Genomic DNA, 19,402 nt, shown 5'->3' on the forward strand with positions numbered 1-19,402 from the left:
CTCGGGAAGGGTCATACACACTGCGCCGTGACGTTAAGAACAGGGCCGTCGGCTTTGGCAGGCAGGTGATAAGTTGCCTTGCAATGGCCGTCGGCGGTTTTCCCCCAGCTGACGTTAACCGTACCTGTCTCGTGCATACCGGTGAGGTACACCTGCCCGCCGTCGCCTACGATAAATTCACCGTCCTGATGGGCCTGAGATGCCGTTGCGCCAAAGGGGATCGGGCGACCATCCGCGCGTTTTAGTGTCATCAACACCCGACTGCCTACGTGCGTTTCATAATGTGCTCGCACGATGGCGCCGCGCGTTGGCGTCACAGTTTTGGCGGCCTGGTCGATATCGGCATTTTCCGGCAAGGTTTCGGTGTTCAGCGCGAGGGTGTTGTGACGGTATGGCGAAACGTACGGCACAATGGCATAGCCGCGATAATCGGTGTTGATGCCTGTCTGATTGGTGACATTGGTGTCGTCTGCGCCCGGCGCTTCGATCAGCGCAGCGGTCTCCCCCATCGGCTGACCAAGGGTGATGCCGTGCGCATGGGCGATCATGCTGCCCTGAAGACCGATATTGAGCTGTTGTTGCTGGTTATCCTGGGAATACCCGGCGCTCACTTCGCCGTAGGTGCCTTTATAATCGGCATTCAGACTGGTGCTGTCCCCACTGCTCTGACTATGGCCCTGCTGAACCCCCCAACTGAGGTTATTACCGGCCAGCGCCGTGCCGTTCAGACCCACGCTTTGGGTTGTTTCGTGCTTCGTGCTGTTCAGGTTGTAGTTCACCCAGGTGTTGCTGAGCCAGCGATCGAGCGGAACGGAGACGTTAAACGCGATCGTCTGCTCGCTGGTTTTCTCATTATTATCATCCCCGCTGTCACGCGTGTTTTTATCCAGTCCGTAACTGAGACCGTAGCTGATGCCGTGCCAGGAGTTGTTGTAGCCGAGGTTCAGTGAGGTCATCCCCTGGCTTGAATTCCAGTAGTTCTCTTTGACCAGGCTTAACGTCAGGGAACCAAACGCCCCGCCCAGGGACTGGTCGACAGTCGCCTCCTCGCGGCTGCGGCGCGTGTCCGGCGTTTCCCAGTCGTCATTACGGGTATGGGAATCCAGCGTGTCCTGCAGGGTGTAGAACCCCTTGCTGTTATAGCGATAGCCAGCAATGGAAAAATGGGTACCGGTGGTGGCGAAATCTTTGCTGTAGCGGATGCGCCAGGAGCGCCCGCGAGTGGGATCCTGATCCTGCATCTCTGATTTGGCGTCGGTGACATCCACCGAAAAGGCCCCGAGATCGCCGATATTCTTGCCGACCCCCAGCGCCAGCGCATCGTAATACTGGCTTGCCTGCACGCCGCCGTAGACTGTAAAGCCGTAAGGCAAGCCGTAGATTGCCGTACCCTGCATAAACGGGGTTTTTTCGACGTCGTTGTCATAGCTGCGATAGCGCCCCGCGGTGAGGCTGTATTTAAAGCGGCCTTCACGCTGCAACACCGGCACTGACGCATAAGGCACCACAAAATGCTGTTCGCTGCCGTCCGTCTCTTTCACGGTGACGTTCAAATCGCCGCTTCCGCCGGTGGGGTAGAGATCGTTGATCTCGAACGCGCCGGGAGCGACATAGTTCTGGTAAATGACGTAACCATTCTGGCGAACGATAACCTGGGCGTTACTGTGCGCCGTACCGCGTATCACCGGCGCAAAGCCCTTCATGCTGTCCGGGAGCATGTCGTCATCCGAGGCGATCTGCGCCCCGGTGTAAGAGATGCTGTCAAACACGTCGGAAGGGGAAGAGCTTTGGCCGAATGTGACGTTCCCGCCAAGGGCGATAATATCGCGCTGGGCGTAGGTATAGACCGAAGAAAACTGGCTCGCTGCGTCACCGTCACCGCTGGTTTTGCTCCAGGTGGAGTAGTTACGAAAACGCCACGCCCCGAGGTTAAGACCCGGACGCAGGTTAAGAAACTCGCTGCGCTGATCGCTACCGTTTTCACCTTTGCCGCGGTTGTTCCCGGCGGTGAAGCTGTAATTGAACAGCAGGGCGTTAATTCCCTCGTCATACTCCTGCGGGTCGACGTAATCACGCGGTACCTGAGTAATCGCGGTCTGGGGGATGCTTAACAGCAACTGCTGCGGATTAACATGAAACGTTGCGCTGGCGGAGGGGATCACGCTCAGGTCAATGCACTGCGCCTTATCGTCCTGCCCGAATTTTTCGATATTAATACCGAAGCTTTTTAACTGGGCGGCGCTAAGGCACGGCTGCAGGGTTGATTTACCGCTGGCGTCTTTCTTCAGCGTGAACTCAATCTCTTTGCTTGCCACTTTATTATTGTTGACGTAAACGTCAACGTGATATTTACCGGGAGCCTGACCGGGACCAATCTCATAAATACTGAGGTCGGTTTTACCCTGACCTGGGTTATCAATATCCAGTAGCGCCGGGTTGAAATAATCATCGGCCAGAACTTTTTGCACGCACACACCCAACAGCGTGCAGCCCAATGCAATAAGCATTGAGCGTCCGTGCTGTTTGGGTGGTTCGGTGGAGTAGTCCCAGCTCATAATAAATTTCGCTATTCCAGACGTTATTTAATCTGTGCGCTATAGGACTGGCTAATACCGCCGTAATCATTGATGATTTTCCAGGTCACGGTGTGTGCTGTAATATTTCCTGATGTCGCGAAATGGGTTTCACTTTTTGGGCCGGCATAGGTGGCTTTATCAACTTTTTTACCGTCGAGCGTTATTTCCTGGAAATTCATATAAAACGGCGTGGGGTTTTCGACAATCAGCTGGTTTCCCCGGGTGTGCCAGGATAATTGCGTGGCGACATCTTCCGGTTTTCCGGTAATACCTGACGGACGATAAAGCAGCTTAATGCGGGTTTTAATCGCAATCTGCAGCGTATTAACGCTCTCATTGCGCGCAGAAGAGGGGATGGATTTAATATTCAGCCAGAACAGCGATTCGCGATCGGCAGGTAAGTTTCCCCCGGTTCTGATGATGCGCAGAACGTTCTCTTGCTTCGCATCAAGGCGAAACAGCGGCGGCGTGATCAGAAACGGTGCTTTCTCACGTGCGTTATCTTCCGTCTCGACCCATGACTGCACCAGATAATCGAGATTGTCCGGGTTGGTGATCCCAATAGAGGATTCTTTTTTACTTTCTGGGTAGACCACGCGCGTGCCGCCAATGGTAATACCCGCATGGGCAACGGAGGCAATAAATAAAAAAGAGGAGGCCAGAAGATATTTTCGCATAGTGACACCGTAATAAAGCAATAACAGATATTAGCCACTGGGGTAGCTAATATCTGTTTTATTAGTTGTAAACGATAGTGAAGGTAGAAGCGGCATTCGCCAGTCCGGCAGACACCGTTCCTCCGGTCTGGATATAACGTGCACCAAACTGCAGATCGTTTGTTGTGGTACCAGGCGTGAGCGTATACGCAGCAGAGGCCGTATATAAACTCAGTGGATTTTCTGTTTTATCCAGCAACTGAACACCCACTCCTGACGCCGAACCGGTTCCTGATGTCACAGCAAGAATATCTTTGTTGTTACTGTCAGGCGTCCCGCCGAATGTCACCGAGGCGCTGGTAACCGTTTCAGGACAATCTTTTAACTGAATACTAAAGCGGGTTGTCGAGGTCGTCGAACCACTTCCGGTAAATGCAGATTTAGACACCTTACCTAATGAAACATTAAGCGGATTGCTTAAACCGTTTACCACAGTACATGCAGAATCAATAATCTCACCTGTGAAATTAATTTGACCTTCACCACTGGACGCAAATACAGAAACGGAAGCACACGCCATCCCGGCGGCGATCCCCGCAATAATCATTTTTTTCATTTAAATCCTCTGAATGAAAGTATGGCACTTCAGGTATTAATCATCACGTGGCTGATTAATTCGGCATGAACTATCGCTGAGAACTATTTTTCGTTCAATTTATCTTCAGACCATTTTTACCCTCGAAGGGCGTTTGTCAGGGTGTCGGGAGAGAAAGGAAAATGATTACCCGCCAGGCATTTATCAGGGCTATAGTATCTGCAAAGAGCCGCAAGGAGAGATGTCGTGGACTATCGTAAAATTATCAAAGAGGTAGGGCGGGGGAAAAACCATGCCCGCGACCTGGATCAGGAAACGGCCCGTGCGCTGTACACCCATATGCTTAACGGCGACGTGCCCGATCTGGAGATGGGCGGTATCCTGATTGCGCTACGCATTAAAGGTGAAGGCGAAGCGGAGATGCGCGGTTTCTATGACGCGATGCAGGCGCAAACGCTGCGCTTAACGCCACCGGTAGCCAGACCGATGCCGATTGTCATCCCTACCTACAACGGCGCGCGCAAACAGGCGAATCTGACGCCACTGCTGGCTATTCTGCTGCATAAGCTCGGGTTCCCGGTGGTTGTTCATGGCGTTAGCGAAGATCCGACTCGCGTCCTGACGGAGACCATTTTCGGCATGTTAGGTATCGAGCCGACCCTGCACGCCGGACAGGCACAGGCAAAGCTGGACGGTCATCAGCCGGTCTTTATTCCGGTTAAGGCGCTCTGTCCACCGCTGGAAAAACAGCTGGATATGCGCTGGCGCATGGGCGTGCGCAACAGTGCGCACACTCTGGCGAAACTGGCGACGCCGTTTGGTGAAGCGGATGCCCTGCGCCTCTCCAGCGTATCGCACCCGGAGTATGTCACGCGGGTGGGCAAGTTCTTTGAAGATATCGGCGGCAGGGCGCTGCTGATGCACGGCACCGAAGGGGAAGTTTACGCCAATCCGCAGCGCTGCCCGCAACTGGTGCTGATTGATGCCGCCGGCACGCGACCCGTGCTGGAGCGGGGTGAAGAGAATGTGGATGTGGTGTTGCCGGAGGCAAAAGATCCGCACACGACTGCACACTGGATTGAGCAGTGCCTTGCCGGTAATGTCCCTGTTCCGCACGCCCTTAAGCTGCAGATGGCCTGCTGCCTGCTGGCAACCGGTGAAGTGGAGTCTGTCCAGGCGGGGTTAGCCCGTGTGGAACAGGCGTTTTAGGCAAAAAAAAGCCCGTCCAGTGGCGGACGGGCAAGCAAGGGTAACAACAGGGTCAATGAGGGTTGGAGCAGCTCACCAGAGGGTATGGTGAGGGTGGAGCATTAATTCAGTCGATTATTTGTAGATAACCGCAGTGCCGCTCAGCTTGTTATTGCCGTTAGCGGAGGTGATGGTGTATCCGCTTGCACCGGCCGCAGCGGCTTTTTCAGCCAGTTTGGCTTCCAGACCGTCCAGCGTGGTTGCGCCATCAGCACTCACCACACCTACTTTATTCATGTTCTGTGCCTGAGCAGAAGAAACGGGCTCTACAGCGAAAGCGCCAAAAGACAGAGCGGACAGGGCAACAGCAGCAACAGCATATTTGATGGTTTTCATAATTAATCTCTCGCAGGTTTTTCTGTTAAGGGGACGATGTTCCGTCGATGTGATAAGTATCACGTTTTTTTTCGGCAGATAAAATCGAAGAGAATTGACGTGGTTGCTCAAAAAAATTGAATGACAAATAACTTATTGAATATTAATAAATTCAGAAGGGCAATTTACAGTTCTTGTCGCTCCGGTTTACAGACGCATGATTCATGGCACATTTTGCTACGCGCCTGTTAAAAAATCGTGAGCGTAAAGGAAATCGCTTGCGCGGTGAACTTCGGTAAAGGAAAGTCAACGTAACTGGCTGTCTTTCGATCCTCTGCGATTATATCCTGAATGTGATTTGTTTTTTGAATCTTTATCCTGCTGACAGGAGACGCATAACCGTACGCCGGGCATGGCTTTACGGCGCGCTTCCGGAATCGTTTCTCCGCACTCTTCACATTCCGTTAAACTTTCCCCGCGCGGAATTTCACCGCGAGCACGGGCAACGGCATCTTCAATGGTACTGTTGATCTGTTCGTTAACGGCGTCATCATTCGCCCATCCGGAAGCCATGGCTTATCCTCACGTTCGGTGTGTATCTTATTCATATGGGGTCAAAAAACGTACAGTCAAGACGGGGGGTGAGAACTGCATCTGTCAGCCAGATGCAGTGGTTCTCGGAAGGGGAACTTATTTATAGATGGTTGCTGTGCCATACATATGGTTATCGCCGCCAGCGGAATTCACCACGAAGCCTTTCGCACCTTCTTCGCGCGCTTTTTCGGCCAGCTTGTTTTGCAGATCGTCAAGGTTACTTGCACGGCTTACCGAGACGGTGCCTGCGGGGCGCAGCTGGCTGGTATCGGTACTTTCGGTCAGTGACTGAACGGCCATGGCAGAAAATGACGCACTCGCCAGCGCGCCAGCGATAACAACAAGAGTCAGGTATTTTTTCATAATCACATCCTCAGGGGGAAACAACAGGTGATTCCCTTTAAGTTTAGAAGCCTGACGAGTGTGATTTAGCGCAAAAATTTGATGATGATCTGCTTATTTTTTGAACGATATAAATTGACAATTCGCTGACAGATCAGCGACATAAAGGTCACTGATTTATGGCGTTTTTTTGCGCACAGCAGAGAGATATTTACCGTTGCTCCCGCACAGGGTATCTTACGCCGCTGTTTAAAGGAGAATGCCATGACTTCCAAGCCGGGATTACACCCGCGAAATCGCCACCGCAGCCGCTATGACATGAAGGCGTTATGCCAGAGTTGCCCTCCGCTGCAGGACTACATCGTGCAGACCCCAGCCGGTGAGCCTTCGGTCAACTTTGCCGACCCGCAGGCGGTAAAAATGCTGAATAAAGCCCTGCTGGCGCATTTTTACGGCGTTACGCACTGGGATATCCCGGAAGGCTTTCTCTGTCCGCCCGTGCCGGGGCGTGCCGACTATCTCCACTATCTTGCCGATCTGCTGGCTGACGATCGTGGCGGCGTTATTCCTCAGCAGGCCACGGTTCTGGATATTGGGACCGGCGCGAACCTGATTTATCCGCTCATCGGCGTGAATGAATATCACTGGCGCTTTACCGGGAGCGAAATTGGCGCTGAGGCGTTTGCCAGCGCGCAGGCGATCATTAATGCCAATCCTGGCTTAAGTCGGTCTATTCGCTTACGCCGTCAGAAAGATGCCGCCTCTATTTTCAACGGCATTATCCACAAGAACGAGCACTACGACGCCACCCTCTGCAACCCGCCATTCCATGATTCAGCGGCTGCCGCCCGGGCCGGGAGCGAACGTAAGCGTCGCAATCTGGGTCAGGCTGAAGATGGCGCGCTCAACTTCGGCGGCCAGCAACAGGAGCTGTGGTGCGAAGGGGGCGAGGTGGCGTTTATCCTGCGCATGATCGCGGAAAGTAAACAGTTTGCCCGTCAGGTGAAATGGTTTACCACCCTGGTTTCGCGCGGCGATAACCTGCCGCCGCTCTACCGCGCGCTGACCGAAGCCGGCGCCGTGAAGGTGGTGAAAAAAGAGATGGCGCAGGGACAAAAACAGAGCCGCTTTATTGCCTGGACGTTTATGGACGATAACAAACGTCGCAAATAGCATGCCGTCGTAAGCCGGGTAAGGCGAAGCCGCCACCCGGCTCGGTTACAGCGTCGGCTCCTGCGGCGGGAGCGGCGAGGCGGGCGGCGGCAGCACCTGATACGTCTGCACCGGCATACGCACATCCGCCAGATCAAAGTGTTTTTTCACCATGCTGTCGAGGGCAAAACGTACCGTCCACTGTTTGAGCGGCTGGGTAGTGAACGACACGCGCAGGGTAAAGGCGGTGTTGGTCAGCCCGACAATACCGGCAAACGACGGCTCGCCAATCACCAGGCCGCGAATATCCTCCATGGCCATCATCTCATCTACCGCGTTCCGCAGCGCCTGCTTGGCTTTATCGGCATCTTCATGACGATCGACATCGTAATTTGCCACCACCGAGCCAATACCCCGGACGAAGTTGGCGAAGGTGGTAATCGATGACCACGGAATAATGTGGTACGCCCCGGTGTCCTGGCGCACGCCGACGGATCGAATCGACATTCGCTCAACGGTGCCGGTCAGCGGCCCGATGGTCACCAGATCCCCGGTGTTCATGCCGTTTTCAAACTGAATAAAGATACCGGTGATGATGTCCTTCACCAGCGTCTGCGAGCCGAAGGAGATAGCCAGACCCAGCGCACCCGCACCGGCCAGCAGTGGCGCGATATTCACGCCAATTTCCGAAAGCACAATCATAATCGTGATGGTACTGATGATAACCGCCAGCGCGTTGCGGAACAGGGTGAGCAAGGTGCGGGCACGCGCGCTTGGCAGCGGCCTGCCGTGAATGTCAGAGACCAGGCGGTTCTCAATCAGGCTGGCCAGCAGCGTCCAGCCTACGGCAGAGAAGAACAGGATCAGCGCGATACGAATTAAAATATCAACGGTCTTTTCCCCCGCGCCGTTGTGCAGCCAGTTCCAGAAATCGAACAGTCCCCAGGCATTGAGCAGCAGCATAATCGCCACACAGACGGTGAGAATGCGCGCCACCTTCAGTGAAACCGAGAGCCAGCCGTTCACCCGTTTTTGCAGCTCCGGGTAATTGCGCTGGACCTGCGCAGACAAGGTAATGGTTTTCGATAGCCAGCGAGAGAGCAGGCCGGAAACAAAGGCCGCGACGCCAATAATGGCCAGGCTTTTAAACGTGGCACCCATCATAAATTTCAGGCTGTTGCCGGGATCGAACAGCGAGAAGAAGCACAGCACAATGAAGTAAGTGCTGGCCAGCCAGTGCCACACCAGGGCAAAAGCGCGAATAAAGAGGCTAAAGAACGAAAGGGAACGGTCGGCCAGATGCAGCAAGCTCTCGGTGATCGTCTTTTTGTTATGGAAGATGAGGTAGAGCGCCCAGACGGTAATGCAGATCATAATCAGCACATTCGCCAGCGCACCAGACTGGACGTTCACCTGGTTGGAGATGATTGGCACGGCAACCAGCAGACCATAGCCAATCAACCCGCTGAGCACGCTCAGACGCAGCGCCCAGTATCTGGCGCTGCTATCCCGAATAGTGAAAGGGCGAAGATCCGGCACGCGTGGGCAAAATATCAGCCGCAGCAGCGCCTTAAAGAACTCAATTACGGCGAAGGCATTCAGGAACAGCGCCTGCTGGAAGGCGATAGTTTTGTTGCCGGTATTTAGCCTGTCGGCCAGCAATTGCCCTGTAAACAACGTCAGCGCCAGCAGCAGTAAATCAATGATAAACGCGGCGGCGATCATCAGCGGCAGATGCAACCAGCTGCTTTTCTGCTGATTCTTCTTGCGACCCCATTGCCCCATTTTTCGGTACAGGGGCCACGCGCACAGGCGCACCAGCCAGTAAAAAATGAAGATGGCGGACGCCAGCAGTAAAAATTGCGTGGCAGCCGCGGTAAACGTCCGGGGGTTAAAGGGCTTGTGCGAAGAGCCCATCAGGTTGCGATAGAGCTGGGCAAAGCGCGAGGAGAGGGCATCGGCATAGTGGCGGCTAACCTCGGTCACATTTTCCAGCACCGTCTTTTGCTCTTCTACCGGCGGCGGGGTGATGGTTGGAACGGGCTCCTGGGGCGGTGTGGCGGCAATTTTTCGCAGCTGATCGACTAACTCTTGCCGGGAGGTGTCGTTTTCCAGCACATCGGCAAGGGCACTGTAGGCGGCTTTTTTCTCTTCTGCATCCGGTTCCGGTGGAGGCGTTTTTTGCTGCGCAGTGGACGTTCCGGTAGTGACGCCGGGGATAGCAACGGCTATCGATGGCGCACTAAACAAGCTAAGCAACAACAGCAGGATCCACGGCACGGTGCCCTCCGGTGAAAATGTCGAACAAAATGATAAGTATAGAGGGCAGGGAGCGGAGGGCGTGTTTTGGGAACAATCTGGCGTAAAAAAGCCGGGCATGCCCGGCTTTGTATTTCAGAGGTCTGGCATTCAGGAGACGTGCTGCAGAAACTCCTGCAAACGCTGGCTTGGCGGGTTTGCAATCAGCGCCTGCGGGTTACCGTCTTCTGCGATACGGCCTTTATCAATGAAGATAAGGCGGGACGCCACTTTCTCGGCGAAGCCGATTTCGTGGGTCACGATCACCATCGTCATGCCTTCTTCGGCCAGATCCTGCATGACTTTCAGCACCTCGTGGCGCAGCTCCGGGTCGAGTGCGGAGGTTGGCTCATCAAACAGCATCATTTTCGGTTTAACCGCCAGCGCGCGGGCGATAGCCACACGCTGCTGTTGTCCACCGGAAAGTTCAGAAGGGTAGTGGTGAGCACGTTCTGCGAGGCCCACTTTCGCCAGCAGATCTTTAGCCAGCGCTTCCGCCGCCGCTTTGTTGGCACCGCGTACGCGCAGCGGGCCAAACATCACGTTTTCCAGCGCCGTCAGGTGCGGGAACAGGTAAAACTGCTGGAACACCATGCCCGCTTCCTGACGAATCAGACGGTCATCCACTTTTGGATCATTTACCTTCAGACCATCGACGATCAGATCGCCACTGGTGATCTCTTCCAGCTTATTGATGCAGCGCAGCAGCGTGGATTTACCGGAGCCAGAGGGCCCGATAATGACAACCACTTCACCCTGTTTGATGCTCAGATCGATATTGTGCAGCACCTGGGTTGGACCAAAGTGCTTGGATACGTTTTTAAATTCAATCACAGGATTTTCATCCTTCTTTCAAGACGACGCAGAACGAAGCTCAGAACCAGAGTGATAATCAGGTAGACAACGGCTACCGCACTCCAGATTTCCAGCGCACGGAAGTTGCCAGCAATGATCTCCTGGCCCTGGCGGGTCAGTTCAGCAACGCCAATAACGATGAACAGCGACGTGTCTTTGATACTGATGATCCACTGGTTGCCCAGCGGTGGCAGCATGCGGCGCAGCGCCAGAGGCAGAATCACATGACGGATGGTTTCGCGACGCGAAAGGCCTAACGCCAGACCCGCTTCACTGAAACCTTTATGAATCGACAGCACCGCACCGCGCGTAATTTCCGCGATGTAGGCACCTGAGTTGATCATAATGGTCACGACGGCGGCGCTGAACGGGTCGATGCGCAGGTCGGTGAAGGCCATTGGCAGGGCGAAGTAGATGAACATGACCTGTACGACAATAGGCGTGCCGCGGATCACTTCGATGAAAACCAGTGCGATGTGGTTTGCAATCCAGCCACCGTAGGTGCGGGCGAAACCGGCGACAAGACCGATAATCAACCCGCCAACCAGACCGAGGACCGAAATCCACAGGGTCATTTTAGCGCCTTCAAGCAAGAGAGGAATGGCAGGCCAGATGGCGCTCCAGTCAAACTGCATGATGTATTCCTGTATACCGTGGTGAAAAACGAAAAACGTAGGCCCGGTAAGCGTGAGCGTCACCGGGCGTTACAAACCTGAATTCAGGTAAAATTATTTAGGCTCGGTACCGAACCATTTTTTGTAGATTTCGTTATACGTGCCGTTCTCTTTCAGGGTTTTCAGCGCGCCGTTAACTTTCGTACGCAGGTCGTCGCTGCCTTTCGGGAAGGCAATACCGTACTGCTGTGCTTCCAGAGACTCACCGACCGCTTTGAACTTACCGTTACCTGCGGTTTTGATGAAATAGAGGATGTTAGGCGTATCGTGCAGAACCGCGTCAGCACGGTTGGTGCCAAGTTCCATATAGGCGTTATCGATGTTCGGGAACTGGCGCAGATCTTTGGTTTTGATGTTCGCTTTCGCGTAATCAACGGAGCCGGTGCCGCTCTTCACCGCCACCACTTTACCGTCGAGATCTTTCACGCTTTTAACGTCGTTATTGTCAGCTTTGACCATCACCAGCAGGCCGCTTTTGTAGTAGCCGTCAGAGAAGTCGATCGCTTTTTTACGCTCATCAGTAATGGTGATGCCTGCCAGGGCCAGGTCTACGTTTTTGGTTTGCAGTGCCGGGATGATACCGCTGAAGTCCATTGGCTTCAGGGTGTAATCCAGTTTGAGTTCTTTTGCGATTGCGGCCCACAGATCCACATCAAAACCAACGTATTTATCACCCTGTTTGAATTCAAACGGAACAAACGCCGTGTCGGTGGCTACAACCAGTTTATCGGCGGCCTGAGAAGAGACCGCAAAAGCCAGGGTAAGTGCAGCCAGTGAAACTTTTAATACAGACTTCATAGCATTTCCTTTTATATCCACGGGGCGATCCCCTGCGAGAACGAAAGGCACAATGAAAAAATCGTGCCAACTTTACAAGCTGTTGTTTTGCAAAGGGGAGGATGTCATGCATTGCACAATAAACGTGGCAATGATGTCTGATTGCACCAAGGTGGAGCACCGTTTTGGTGCGCGTCGTTTGGCTCAACTGACGGGGAGATATTTAGCGCAAATAATGATGAAAAAACAATCTTCCGTTAACGGTTGTGTGAGGTGATTATTACATTTCTTTCACTTTTGCAGCGTCTCAGTGGAAAAGTGTGCACCATAAATGTGCAAAACCCTCACCGGAGGCGAGGGTTTGATAGAAAATTCGTATGGATTATTCGATGTTAGATTCGATAAACCACAGGAATTGATCCAGGTCGCGAGACGCGGCAGTGAAGATATCCGCAGTATCTTCGTCTTTAGCCTGGCTAATCGCTTTACGCACGTCGTTAGCCACAATCGCATAACGGTCTGCCAGCTCTTTCAGGTGATCCTGAACGGTGTGAATATCCAGCGGATAGCTTTTCAGTGGCGTTTTGCTGTTAATCACCTGCGTGGTACCCAACGCCACACCGCCTAACTGCACGGCACGTTCGGCCATGGTGTCCAGGTGGGTGACCAGTGCTGTGCGGAAGCCATCCAGCATTTCATGAACGGCAATAAAGTTTGCACCGCGCATATTCCAGTGGGCCTGTTTGGTGATCAGCGAAAGATCGATGAACTGGATCACCTGGCGATTCAGCAACTCAATCGTTGCTTTTTTGTCGCTGTCCGATACATCGTTACGGGTATAAAGCAGATTAGACGCTTTCGTTTTCACCAGTTTAGCGGTACTCATAATCTCATATCCTCTTGATGTTTATGTCCCAGGTAATTACGGAACTAAGTATAGCACCGGATTTTTTCCCTGCGGTTTGGCTGTGCCTATTGGTTTAATAGCAAGAAGGGAGTTGAATTATTAACTGATTGAACTGTATGGTATTTTTTAAAATTGACACAGATCAATCTTAATTCTCTATTTCCCATTAAGGGCGAGAGAAATATGACTTTTCGATGACGAAGAATGTAAGAAATTATAAATAATACAGAACTGGCCTTTATTCTGCATGGCACCGAGGCCATGCAGGATATACGGTATTAGCGGATGTCCACTTTCTCAACTTTTGGCTCAGGGCGCATGGTGAGCGTTGACCCCATCGACGCCGCAATAATGGAGCACAGCGCCAGCGTCTGGGTAAAGGTGAGGGTTTCCCCAAGGAATACCATACCGGAGATGGCGGCCAGTGCAGGCTCCATGCTCATCAGGGTACCGAAGATGCGCGTCGGCAGCCGCGTGAGGGCAATCATCTCCAGTGAATAAGGCAGAGCCGTTGAGAGGATGGCGACAGCAAAACCCACCGGCATTACTGACCACTGCCAGATAGAGTCCGTCGCCTGAGCCATACCCAGCGGAACAAAGATGATGGCGGCAATGAGCGAGCCCAGCGCGACGGTCGCCGGGCCGTGCTCTTCGCCAGCGCGCTGACCCGTAAGGATATACACCGCCCAGCAGGCTCCGGCGCCCAGAGCCAGCGCGGCACCCGTCAGGTCGATTTCAGAGACGCTCTGGCCCAGTGGCAAGAGGAACCACAACCCCACAACCGCTAGCACCACCCAGATAAAATCGACAGGCCGTCGGGAGGAGAAAAGGGCCACCGCCAGCGGGCCGGTAAATTCCAGCGCGACGGCAATCCCCAGCGGAATGGTCTGGATAGAGAGATAGAACATATAGTTCATGGCCCCCAGCGCCAGCCCGTAGAAGAGCAGCGGGAGGCGCTGCTCTTTTTTGACGCGCAACCGCCAGGGTTTAAAAATGACCACGAGGATCAGGGTACCCAAAGCGATACGCAGGGCAGTGACGCCCGGTGCGCCTACCAGTGGAAAGAGCGATTTCGCGAGGGACGCGCCACTCTGTATGGACAGCATCGCAATCAGAATTACAGCAACCGGCATCCATACCGATGACGTGCGGGATATCCCTGGCATCCTTTCTCCTGTCAATTTTTGTCAAATAGGGTAAAAGCCGCAGTGTAATTGAAATATGGCGCAACGGTTGAGCTACTGTTGAAAAAAAACCAGGGAAAATCCGTAAAATGGATAAGCGTTGCTGGTTTTATCGCCTGTCAGATTAGGAATAATCTGGATGAATGTAACGGCGTTGACGCGCAGTATGAGTATTTAGCAACAGAAATCCTTTGTGATTTGAACAAGATAACTGATGCTGGAAACGTTCTGTTACAGGAAAGGTCCCGTTAGACATCACGAATCACAAAGAGTTTCGCAAATTTTTTTGATATATTTAAAACTTACGGATTTACTTGAAGCACATTTGAGGTGGTTATGAAAAAAATTGCATGTCTTTCAGCACTGGCCGCTGTACTGGCTGTTTCCGCAGGTACCGCTGTAGCTGCTACTTCCACTGTTACCGGTGGTTACGCTCAGAGCGATATGCAGGGCGTAATGAACAAAGCTAACGGTTTCAACCTGAAGTATCGTTACGAGCAGGATAACAACCCACTGGGCGTGATCGGTTCTTTCACCTACACCGAGAAAGATCGTTCTGAAAACGGCGCATACAACAAAGGCCAGTACTACGGCATCACCGCTGGTCCAGCTTACCGTATCAACGACTGGGCAAGCATCTACGGTGTTGTAGGTGTTGGCTACGGTAAATTCCAGCAGACCGAAAACCAGGGTCTGAACCGCACTGCAAGCAACAGCGACTACGGCTTCTCCTATGGCGCGGGTCTGCAGTTCAACCCAATCGAAGACGTTGCTCTGGACTTCTCCTATGAGCAGAGCCGTATCCGCAACGTTGACGTTGGCACCTGGATCGCGGGCGTAGGTTACCGCTTCTAATCACTTCGGTGAGCCAGTAAAAAATCCGCCCATGTGGCGGATTTTTTTTAACCTTTTTCTCTATCCCTGTGGGCTGAGGGTTCCCCAGTCATTCACAAACAGAAACAATAACGCTGCCTTCAGAATGACTGAGGGCATTCAGCGATGCCCTGGTCCGGCTGTAAATCGCTGAGGCGTTTCCTGCAGGCCGGGGCGAGGCGCATGGATGCGCCGAGAGGGCGGCTTTACAGGGACGTTACATCCGCCCGTCCCCGATAAGCCGGAAGGAATAAGCCGAAGGTACCGCGAAGCGGCGATTTACCGCCGGGAGCCCGGGTCGCCAGGGTGGTGGCGATTGAGCCACCCTGGCACGTTCACGGGTCATGTTGTTACAGAGTAGCAAGGAACATAAAGTGAACGGAATGACCACCAGAGCTGTATGTTCCCCCTCACCCCAGCCCTCTCCCCTAAGAGGAGAGGGGGCCGTCCGTAGACGCTTTTTGTATGGGGATCCCTCTCCCGTGGGAGAGGGCCAGGGTGAGGGCATCAGATCGTACAGCTTACTTACTCTTTATATCGAAAATATCCGTACCCAAATGGTTATAGTCAACTTTCTGTAACTTGAAGTTGGTAACGTACACTGGGGGAGCTTTCTTGTTTGACATAAACGGGTAAGCATTTTTGATCTGCTCTGCTGAAATCCCCGTCCACTGCGAGAAGAACGTCAGGAAATCATTGGCCGAGCGGCGCGCGGTGATAATACGATGCTTCTTGTCATCACTCGACAGCACCATAAACGGTACCTGGAAGTTCTGCTGGAATTTATCGTCGTGCGCCAGATACTGCACCTCTTTACCGCGCTCTTTAAACGCCAGCCCGTGATCCGAGAAATAAACCATCGAGAAACTCTCACCCGTATTACGTAGCTGATCGTACAGCTTGCTGAGCAGCTCGTCGGTTTGCGTCATGGTGTACAGATAGCAAGAGGTCTCTTTAGATTGCACAAACTCGGCGTATTTCCCCTGCGTGCGGTCACAGGCCTGAGGGTGCGAACCCATCAGGTGCAGGACGATCAGTTGTGGCTGCGTGCGCTGCGTGGCAAAAACCTGTGCCGTCATCTTGAGCAATGCTTCGTCTTTGGTATTTTTATCGGCTTCAAAATCCCCGTTTTTCAGGAACTGCACTTCATCGGCACGCTTCGCGATGCTGGCAATGGCGGTATCGTATTCGCCAATTTGCCCCTGATTAGAGAACCACCACGTCTGAAAACCGGCACGGTTTGCCAGCGTGACAAAGTTATCCTGATACTGTGGTTTGCCGTCGACAACGCGGTTCAGGGTCAGGCCGAGCGATTTCTGCGTCGAGCCGCTGGCCGCAATATAATCGGTAAACAGGGTACCGTTGACGGCGCTGGCGAACGGCGTGTTATGCCAGTGTCCGCCGAACGCGCCCATCGCATCGCGGCGTGCGCTTTCGCCGATGACGACCACATAGGTATGGTACTTCGGCTTCACCGCCAGCACGTTCCAGGTGTCTTTCATATTTGAGAGCTCAGCCATGCGCGCCTGCTCGTCGAGAACTTCCTGGTTATTAACGACAACGTCTTTTACAAAGCGGAACACCGGGTAGCCGGTATCCTTCAGCTTGAACACGCCGCCCCAGGCCAGGTTTTGCACGGGGGTGACAAAGAAGGTCACTACGCTGAATGCCAGACACAGCGTCTCTATTTTTCCCCACGCTTTTTTCTCTTCGGGTTTACGACGCACCGCTATAACGCCAAGCGCAAAAATAAAAAGGCCGACCACGTAGCTGTACCACGGGAAAATCGTCAGGATCTCGGTCGACTCTTCCATGTTGGTCGAGTGCAGCGCCAGCAGGGTATTAAAGTTTGGCGAACCGTAGGCCTGACCAAACGGGAAATAGAGCGCTGCAATCAGGGAGCAGATGCCCACTAACGTTTTTTGCGCGCGCGGCGCGGTACGCCACAGCAAATGCAGAATGCAGGTAAACGCAACGGCATACAGCAGGCTGAAGGGGTAACCCAGCGCAAAGTTAATCAGCAAAGATTGTAAAAAGTAGAATGCCGTCCACGGACTTAAGGCCCGACTGCGGGTAACAACGGTGTCTATCAGGGTTAAATTCATAGGTCACTATCATGCATAAAAACGCCATGTGCTCACCCTGGCGTCAAGGGTCATAACCTGCCTGACAGTGCGTGGAGAGGGAATGAGGGTCCGCTTCAGCGAGCCGCAAATTGTGCAGGGCTGCAAGAAGATAGTGCGAGCGCTAAATAATATCAACCGTTGCTAAGCAGATGTTTTGCGAAGAGGATTGCAAATCCGTAAAAAAAACCGGGAATAGGGCGGCCGGAGGCCAGTTTACAGCGGGAATATGACGGCAAAATGAAGCGGCGTACCGCAACGCCGCTTAGTGGGAAGGTTTGTCGTCCTGATGCGGCTTGTTGTTAAACATATCGCACAGCATGTTCAACAGCATTAAGCGCACCCTGAAGGGGGAGTGAGTAAACACGGTCATACACCTCTTGAATTCGTTCATAAGACCTCCTGATTTTTGATCCCTTCGATCCGTGAAGGGTGACTGCATTACATACAGATATAGCACAGGCTATATTGTATAGCTATGGCTATTTCGTTAATTTTTTGTGCTTGTAGAGGTATGGTTTACAATGTGCGCTCTCGATACCGGGCGCTGGAAGCGTCACCCCACTGAGGAAGTACAATGAACCGTCGCGCAGGTAAGCCAACAATCAGAAAAACGACGCAACTGGTGAATGTGGAAGAGCACGTCGAAGGTTTTCGTCAGGTGCGTGAAGCCCACCGACGTGAACTGATTGATGATTATGTTGAGCTGATTTCCGATCTGATTCGCGAGGTCGGGGAAGCACGTCAGGTTGATATGGCGGCCAGGCTGGGGGTTTCGCAGCCAACCGTTGCGAAGATGTTAAAACGTCTGGCCTCCGTCGGCTTAATCGAAATGATCCCGTGGCGCGGCGTCTTTCTGACGCCGGAAGGGGAGAAGCTGGCGCAGGAGAGCCGCGAGCGCCACCAGCTGGTGGAGAACTTCTTGCTGGTGCTGGGCGTAAGCCCGGAGATTGCCCGTCGGGATGCGGAAGGAATGGAACACCACGTCAGCGAAGAGACGCTGGTGAAGTTTCGTGAGTTTACGCTTAAATATGGTTCCTCCGCTGAATGAAAATCCCTGGACTGCAGGCCCTCACGCGCGATCGCTTCTTTCATCTCTTATTGATTATTGGTGCAGGTTTAAGCCTTTTTGTACCGTTTGCGCCCAAGGCCTGGCCTGCGGCGATTGACTGGCGCACCATTATTACCCTGAGCGGGTTAATGATGCTCACCAAAGGGGTGGAGCTGAGCGGCTACTTTGACGTGCTGGGGCGCAAAATGGTGCGCCGGTTTGCCACCGAACGCAGGCTGTCGCTGTTTATGGTGTTCTCCGCCGCGGTGCTGTCGACCTTTCTCACCAACGATGTGGCGCTGTTTATCATCGTGCCGCTGACGCTCACCCTGCGTAAGCTGTGCGAGATCCCGGTGAGCCGGTTGATCATCTTTGAAGCGCTGGCCGTCAACGCGGGCTCGCTGTTAACCCCTATCGGCAACCCGCAAAACATTCTGCTCTGGGGACGTTCAGGGTTATCGTTCGCCGCCTTTACCTGGCAGATGGCGCCGCTGGCGCTGGTGATGATGGCGTCGCTGCTGGCGGTCTGCTGGTTTGCCTTCCCGGATAAAAAACTGCAATACCACAGCGGCACAACCGGCCCGCAGTGGCAGCCTCGTCTGGTCTGGAGCTGCCTGGGGCTGTATATCGTCTTTCTGTTTGCGCTGGAGCTGCGGTATGAACTGGCGGGCGTGCTGCTCGTGGCGGCTGGTTTTGTCGTGCTGGCGCGACGCGTGCTGGTGAGCGTGGACTGGACGCTGTTGCTGGTCTTTATGGTGATGTTCATCGACGTGCATCTGCTTATCCAGCTCCCGGTGCTGCAACACGTACTGCACAGCGTCAGCGGTCTGTCTCAGCCGGGGCTGTGGCTGACGGCGATTGGCCTCTCGCAGGTCATCAGCAACGTGCCTTCTACCATTTTACTGCTCAACTATGTTCCGCCGGACACGCTTCTGGCCTGGGCGGTTAACATCGGCGGGTTTGGTCTGCTGCCCGGCTCGCTGGCCAACCTGATTGCCCTGCGGATGGCGAACGATCGTCGCATCTGGTGGCGCTTCCATCTCTGGTCGATCCCCATGCTGCTCTGGGCTGCGGCGATCGGTTTCGGATTATTCCTTCTCATATAGTGCGCAATTTGTCAGTTTTTCCTGGCAAACGTATAGCAACGTCCTAGCTTTAGTGAACGGCATAGTGTGATGCCGC

General features: G+C 53.5%; 19 protein-coding genes. 5 read left to right on the top strand and 14 right to left on the bottom strand.

What is annotated here, in order from left to right; all coding sequences use genetic code 11:
- Positions 1-11: 11 nt before the first annotated feature.
- The 3 genes from ACQG2G_RS06645 to ACQG2G_RS06655 form a co-directional block, all read right to left on the bottom strand.
- A complete protein-coding gene (locus ACQG2G_RS06645; protein ID WP_061773037.1) occupies positions 12-2,507 on the bottom strand; it encodes a fimbria/pilus outer membrane usher protein in 2,496 nt (831 codons plus the stop codon).
- 71 nt (positions 2,508-2,578) lie between these two features.
- On the bottom strand, positions 2,579-3,253 hold the full coding sequence (locus tag ACQG2G_RS06650) for a fimbrial biogenesis chaperone (protein WP_061771610.1): 675 nt from the start codon (positions 3,251-3,253) through the stop codon (positions 2,579-2,581).
- Between the two features lie 61 nt (positions 3,254-3,314).
- On the bottom strand, positions 3,315-3,848 hold the full coding sequence (locus ACQG2G_RS06655; RefSeq protein ID WP_029882477.1) for a fimbrial protein: 534 nt from the start codon (positions 3,846-3,848) through the stop codon (positions 3,315-3,317).
- Between the two features lie 225 nt (positions 3,849-4,073).
- On the opposite strand from ACQG2G_RS06655, the gene ybiB reads away from it, so the two are divergent.
- A complete protein-coding gene (gene ybiB / locus ACQG2G_RS06660) occupies positions 4,074-5,036 on the top strand; it encodes a DNA-binding protein YbiB (protein ID WP_029882476.1) in 963 nt (320 codons plus the stop codon).
- A 114-nt stretch (positions 5,037-5,150) separates the two neighbouring features.
- Here the strand turns inward: ybiB and ybiJ are convergent, their stop codons facing one another.
- The 3 genes from ybiJ to mcbA form a co-directional block, all read right to left on the bottom strand.
- Complete coding sequence (gene ybiJ / locus ACQG2G_RS06665) at positions 5,151-5,411, bottom strand: DUF1471 family protein YbiJ (protein ID WP_013097471.1); 261 nt, start codon at positions 5,409-5,411, stop codon at positions 5,151-5,153.
- A gap of 285 nt (positions 5,412-5,696) precedes the next feature.
- Positions 5,697-5,963 carry a DksA/TraR family C4-type zinc finger protein gene (locus ACQG2G_RS06670; protein WP_061771611.1) on the bottom strand — a complete coding sequence of 89 codons (267 nt, stop codon included), beginning with the start codon at positions 5,961-5,963 and terminating at the stop codon, positions 5,697-5,699.
- 117 nt (positions 5,964-6,080) lie between these two features.
- A complete protein-coding gene (mcbA, locus tag ACQG2G_RS06675; protein WP_013097469.1) occupies positions 6,081-6,347 on the bottom strand; it encodes a DUF1471 family periplasmic protein McbA in 267 nt (88 codons plus the stop codon).
- Between the two features lie 243 nt (positions 6,348-6,590).
- On the opposite strand from mcbA, the gene rlmF reads away from it, so the two are divergent.
- The gene (gene rlmF / locus ACQG2G_RS06680) at positions 6,591-7,499 is read left to right on the top strand and encodes a 23S rRNA (adenine(1618)-N(6))-methyltransferase RlmF (RefSeq protein WP_061771612.1); all 909 of its coding nucleotides are present in this window, start codon (positions 6,591-6,593) and stop codon (positions 7,497-7,499) included.
- 45 nt (positions 7,500-7,544) lie between these two features.
- On the opposite strand, the gene ybiO is transcribed toward rlmF, so the two are convergent.
- From ybiO to rhtA, 6 genes are all read right to left on the bottom strand, one after another.
- Positions 7,545-9,758, bottom strand: a complete 2,214-nt coding sequence (ybiO, locus tag ACQG2G_RS06685; protein ID WP_061771613.1) for a mechanosensitive channel protein — start codon at positions 9,756-9,758, stop codon at positions 7,545-7,547.
- Between the two features lie 129 nt (positions 9,759-9,887).
- The gene (gene glnQ / locus ACQG2G_RS06690; RefSeq protein ID WP_013097465.1) at positions 9,888-10,610 is read right to left on the bottom strand and encodes a glutamine ABC transporter ATP-binding protein GlnQ; all 723 of its coding nucleotides are present in this window, start codon (positions 10,608-10,610) and stop codon (positions 9,888-9,890) included.
- On the bottom strand, positions 10,607-11,266 hold the full coding sequence (gene glnP / locus ACQG2G_RS06695) for a glutamine ABC transporter permease GlnP (protein ID WP_003858462.1): 660 nt from the start codon (positions 11,264-11,266) through the stop codon (positions 10,607-10,609). The genes glnQ and glnP overlap by 4 nt, the downstream gene beginning before the upstream one ends.
- 93 nt (positions 11,267-11,359) lie before the next feature.
- On the bottom strand, positions 11,360-12,103 hold the full coding sequence (glnH, locus tag ACQG2G_RS06700) for a glutamine ABC transporter substrate-binding protein GlnH (RefSeq protein ID WP_013097464.1): 744 nt from the start codon (positions 12,101-12,103) through the stop codon (positions 11,360-11,362).
- 361 nt (positions 12,104-12,464) lie between these two features.
- Entirely contained in the window at positions 12,465-12,968 is a 504-nt protein-coding gene (dps, locus tag ACQG2G_RS06705; protein ID WP_013097463.1) for a DNA starvation/stationary phase protection protein Dps, read from the bottom strand.
- Between the two features lie 299 nt (positions 12,969-13,267).
- Positions 13,268-14,155 (bottom strand): threonine/homoserine exporter RhtA, encoded by an 888-nt coding sequence (rhtA, locus tag ACQG2G_RS06710; RefSeq protein ID WP_058650918.1) that lies wholly within the window; start codon positions 14,153-14,155, stop codon positions 13,268-13,270.
- Positions 14,156-14,509: 354 nt separating this feature from the next.
- Here rhtA and ompX point away from each other — a divergent pair, with 354 nt between their 5' ends.
- Positions 14,510-15,028, top strand: a complete 519-nt coding sequence (gene ompX / locus ACQG2G_RS06715; RefSeq protein ID WP_013097460.1) for an outer membrane protein OmpX — start codon at positions 14,510-14,512, stop codon at positions 15,026-15,028.
- A 539-nt stretch (positions 15,029-15,567) separates the two neighbouring features.
- Here ompX and ACQG2G_RS06720 read toward each other — a convergent pair.
- Together ACQG2G_RS06720 and mntS are read right to left on the bottom strand one after the other, a co-directional pair.
- Positions 15,568-17,151, bottom strand: a complete 1,584-nt coding sequence (locus ACQG2G_RS06720; RefSeq protein WP_348595926.1) for a phosphoethanolamine transferase — start codon at positions 17,149-17,151, stop codon at positions 15,568-15,570.
- A gap of 283 nt (positions 17,152-17,434) precedes the next feature.
- Positions 17,435-17,563 carry a manganase accumulation protein MntS gene (mntS, locus tag ACQG2G_RS06725; protein ID WP_013097458.1) on the bottom strand — a complete coding sequence of 43 codons (129 nt, stop codon included), beginning with the start codon at positions 17,561-17,563 and terminating at the stop codon, positions 17,435-17,437.
- Between the two features lie 183 nt (positions 17,564-17,746).
- Here mntS and mntR point away from each other — a divergent pair, with 183 nt between their 5' ends.
- Together mntR and ACQG2G_RS06735 are read left to right on the top strand one after the other, a co-directional pair.
- Entirely contained in the window at positions 17,747-18,220 is a 474-nt protein-coding gene (mntR, locus tag ACQG2G_RS06730) for a manganese-binding transcriptional regulator MntR (protein WP_013097457.1), read from the top strand.
- On the top strand, positions 18,217-19,326 hold the full coding sequence (locus ACQG2G_RS06735; protein WP_038418965.1) for an anion transporter: 1,110 nt from the start codon (positions 18,217-18,219) through the stop codon (positions 19,324-19,326). The genes mntR and ACQG2G_RS06735 overlap by 4 nt, the downstream gene beginning before the upstream one ends.
- Positions 19,327-19,402 lie beyond the last annotated feature (76 nt).

It is taken from the genome of Enterobacter cloacae complex sp. 382A5 (assembly GCF_050031095.1).
GTDB classification, from domain to species: Bacteria; Pseudomonadota; Gammaproteobacteria; order Enterobacterales; family Enterobacteriaceae; genus Enterobacter; species Enterobacter cloacae.

Bases quoted from the DNA above. Each gene is read 5' to 3' on its own strand.
- ACQG2G_RS06645 (WP_061773037.1), bottom strand. From the start codon at position 2,507: ATGCTTATTGCATTGGGCTGCACGCTGTTGGGTGTGTGCGTGCAAAAA.
- ACQG2G_RS06650 (WP_061771610.1), bottom strand. From the start codon at position 3,253: ATGCGAAAATATCTTCTGGCCTCCTCTTTTTTATTTATTGCCTCCGTT.
- ACQG2G_RS06655 (WP_029882477.1), bottom strand. From the start codon at position 3,848: ATGAAAAAAATGATTATTGCGGGGATCGCCGCCGGGATGGCGTGTGCT.
- ybiJ (WP_013097471.1), bottom strand. From the start codon at position 5,411: ATGAAAACCATCAAATATGCTGTTGCTGCTGTTGCCCTGTCCGCTCTG.
- ACQG2G_RS06670 (WP_061771611.1), bottom strand. From the start codon at position 5,963: ATGGCTTCCGGATGGGCGAATGATGACGCCGTTAACGAACAGATCAAC.
- mcbA (WP_013097469.1), bottom strand. From the start codon at position 6,347: ATGAAAAAATACCTGACTCTTGTTGTTATCGCTGGCGCGCTGGCGAGT.
- rlmF (WP_061771612.1), top strand. From the start codon at position 6,591: ATGACTTCCAAGCCGGGATTACACCCGCGAAATCGCCACCGCAGCCGC.
- glnP (WP_003858462.1), bottom strand. From the start codon at position 11,266: ATGCAGTTTGACTGGAGCGCCATCTGGCCTGCCATTCCTCTCTTGCTT.
- glnH (WP_013097464.1), bottom strand. From the start codon at position 12,103: ATGAAGTCTGTATTAAAAGTTTCACTGGCTGCACTTACCCTGGCTTTT.
- dps (WP_013097463.1), bottom strand. From the start codon at position 12,968: ATGAGTACCGCTAAACTGGTGAAAACGAAAGCGTCTAATCTGCTTTAT.
- rhtA (WP_058650918.1), bottom strand. From the start codon at position 14,155: ATGCCAGGGATATCCCGCACGTCATCGGTATGGATGCCGGTTGCTGTA.
- ompX (WP_013097460.1), top strand. From the start codon at position 14,510: ATGAAAAAAATTGCATGTCTTTCAGCACTGGCCGCTGTACTGGCTGTT.
- ACQG2G_RS06720 (WP_348595926.1), bottom strand. From the start codon at position 17,151: ATGAATTTAACCCTGATAGACACCGTTGTTACCCGCAGTCGGGCCTTA.
- mntS (WP_013097458.1), bottom strand. From the start codon at position 17,563: ATGAACGAATTCAAGAGGTGTATGACCGTGTTTACTCACTCCCCCTTC.
- mntR (WP_013097457.1), top strand. From the start codon at position 17,747: ATGAACCGTCGCGCAGGTAAGCCAACAATCAGAAAAACGACGCAACTG.
- ACQG2G_RS06735 (WP_038418965.1), top strand. From the start codon at position 18,217: ATGAAAATCCCTGGACTGCAGGCCCTCACGCGCGATCGCTTCTTTCAT.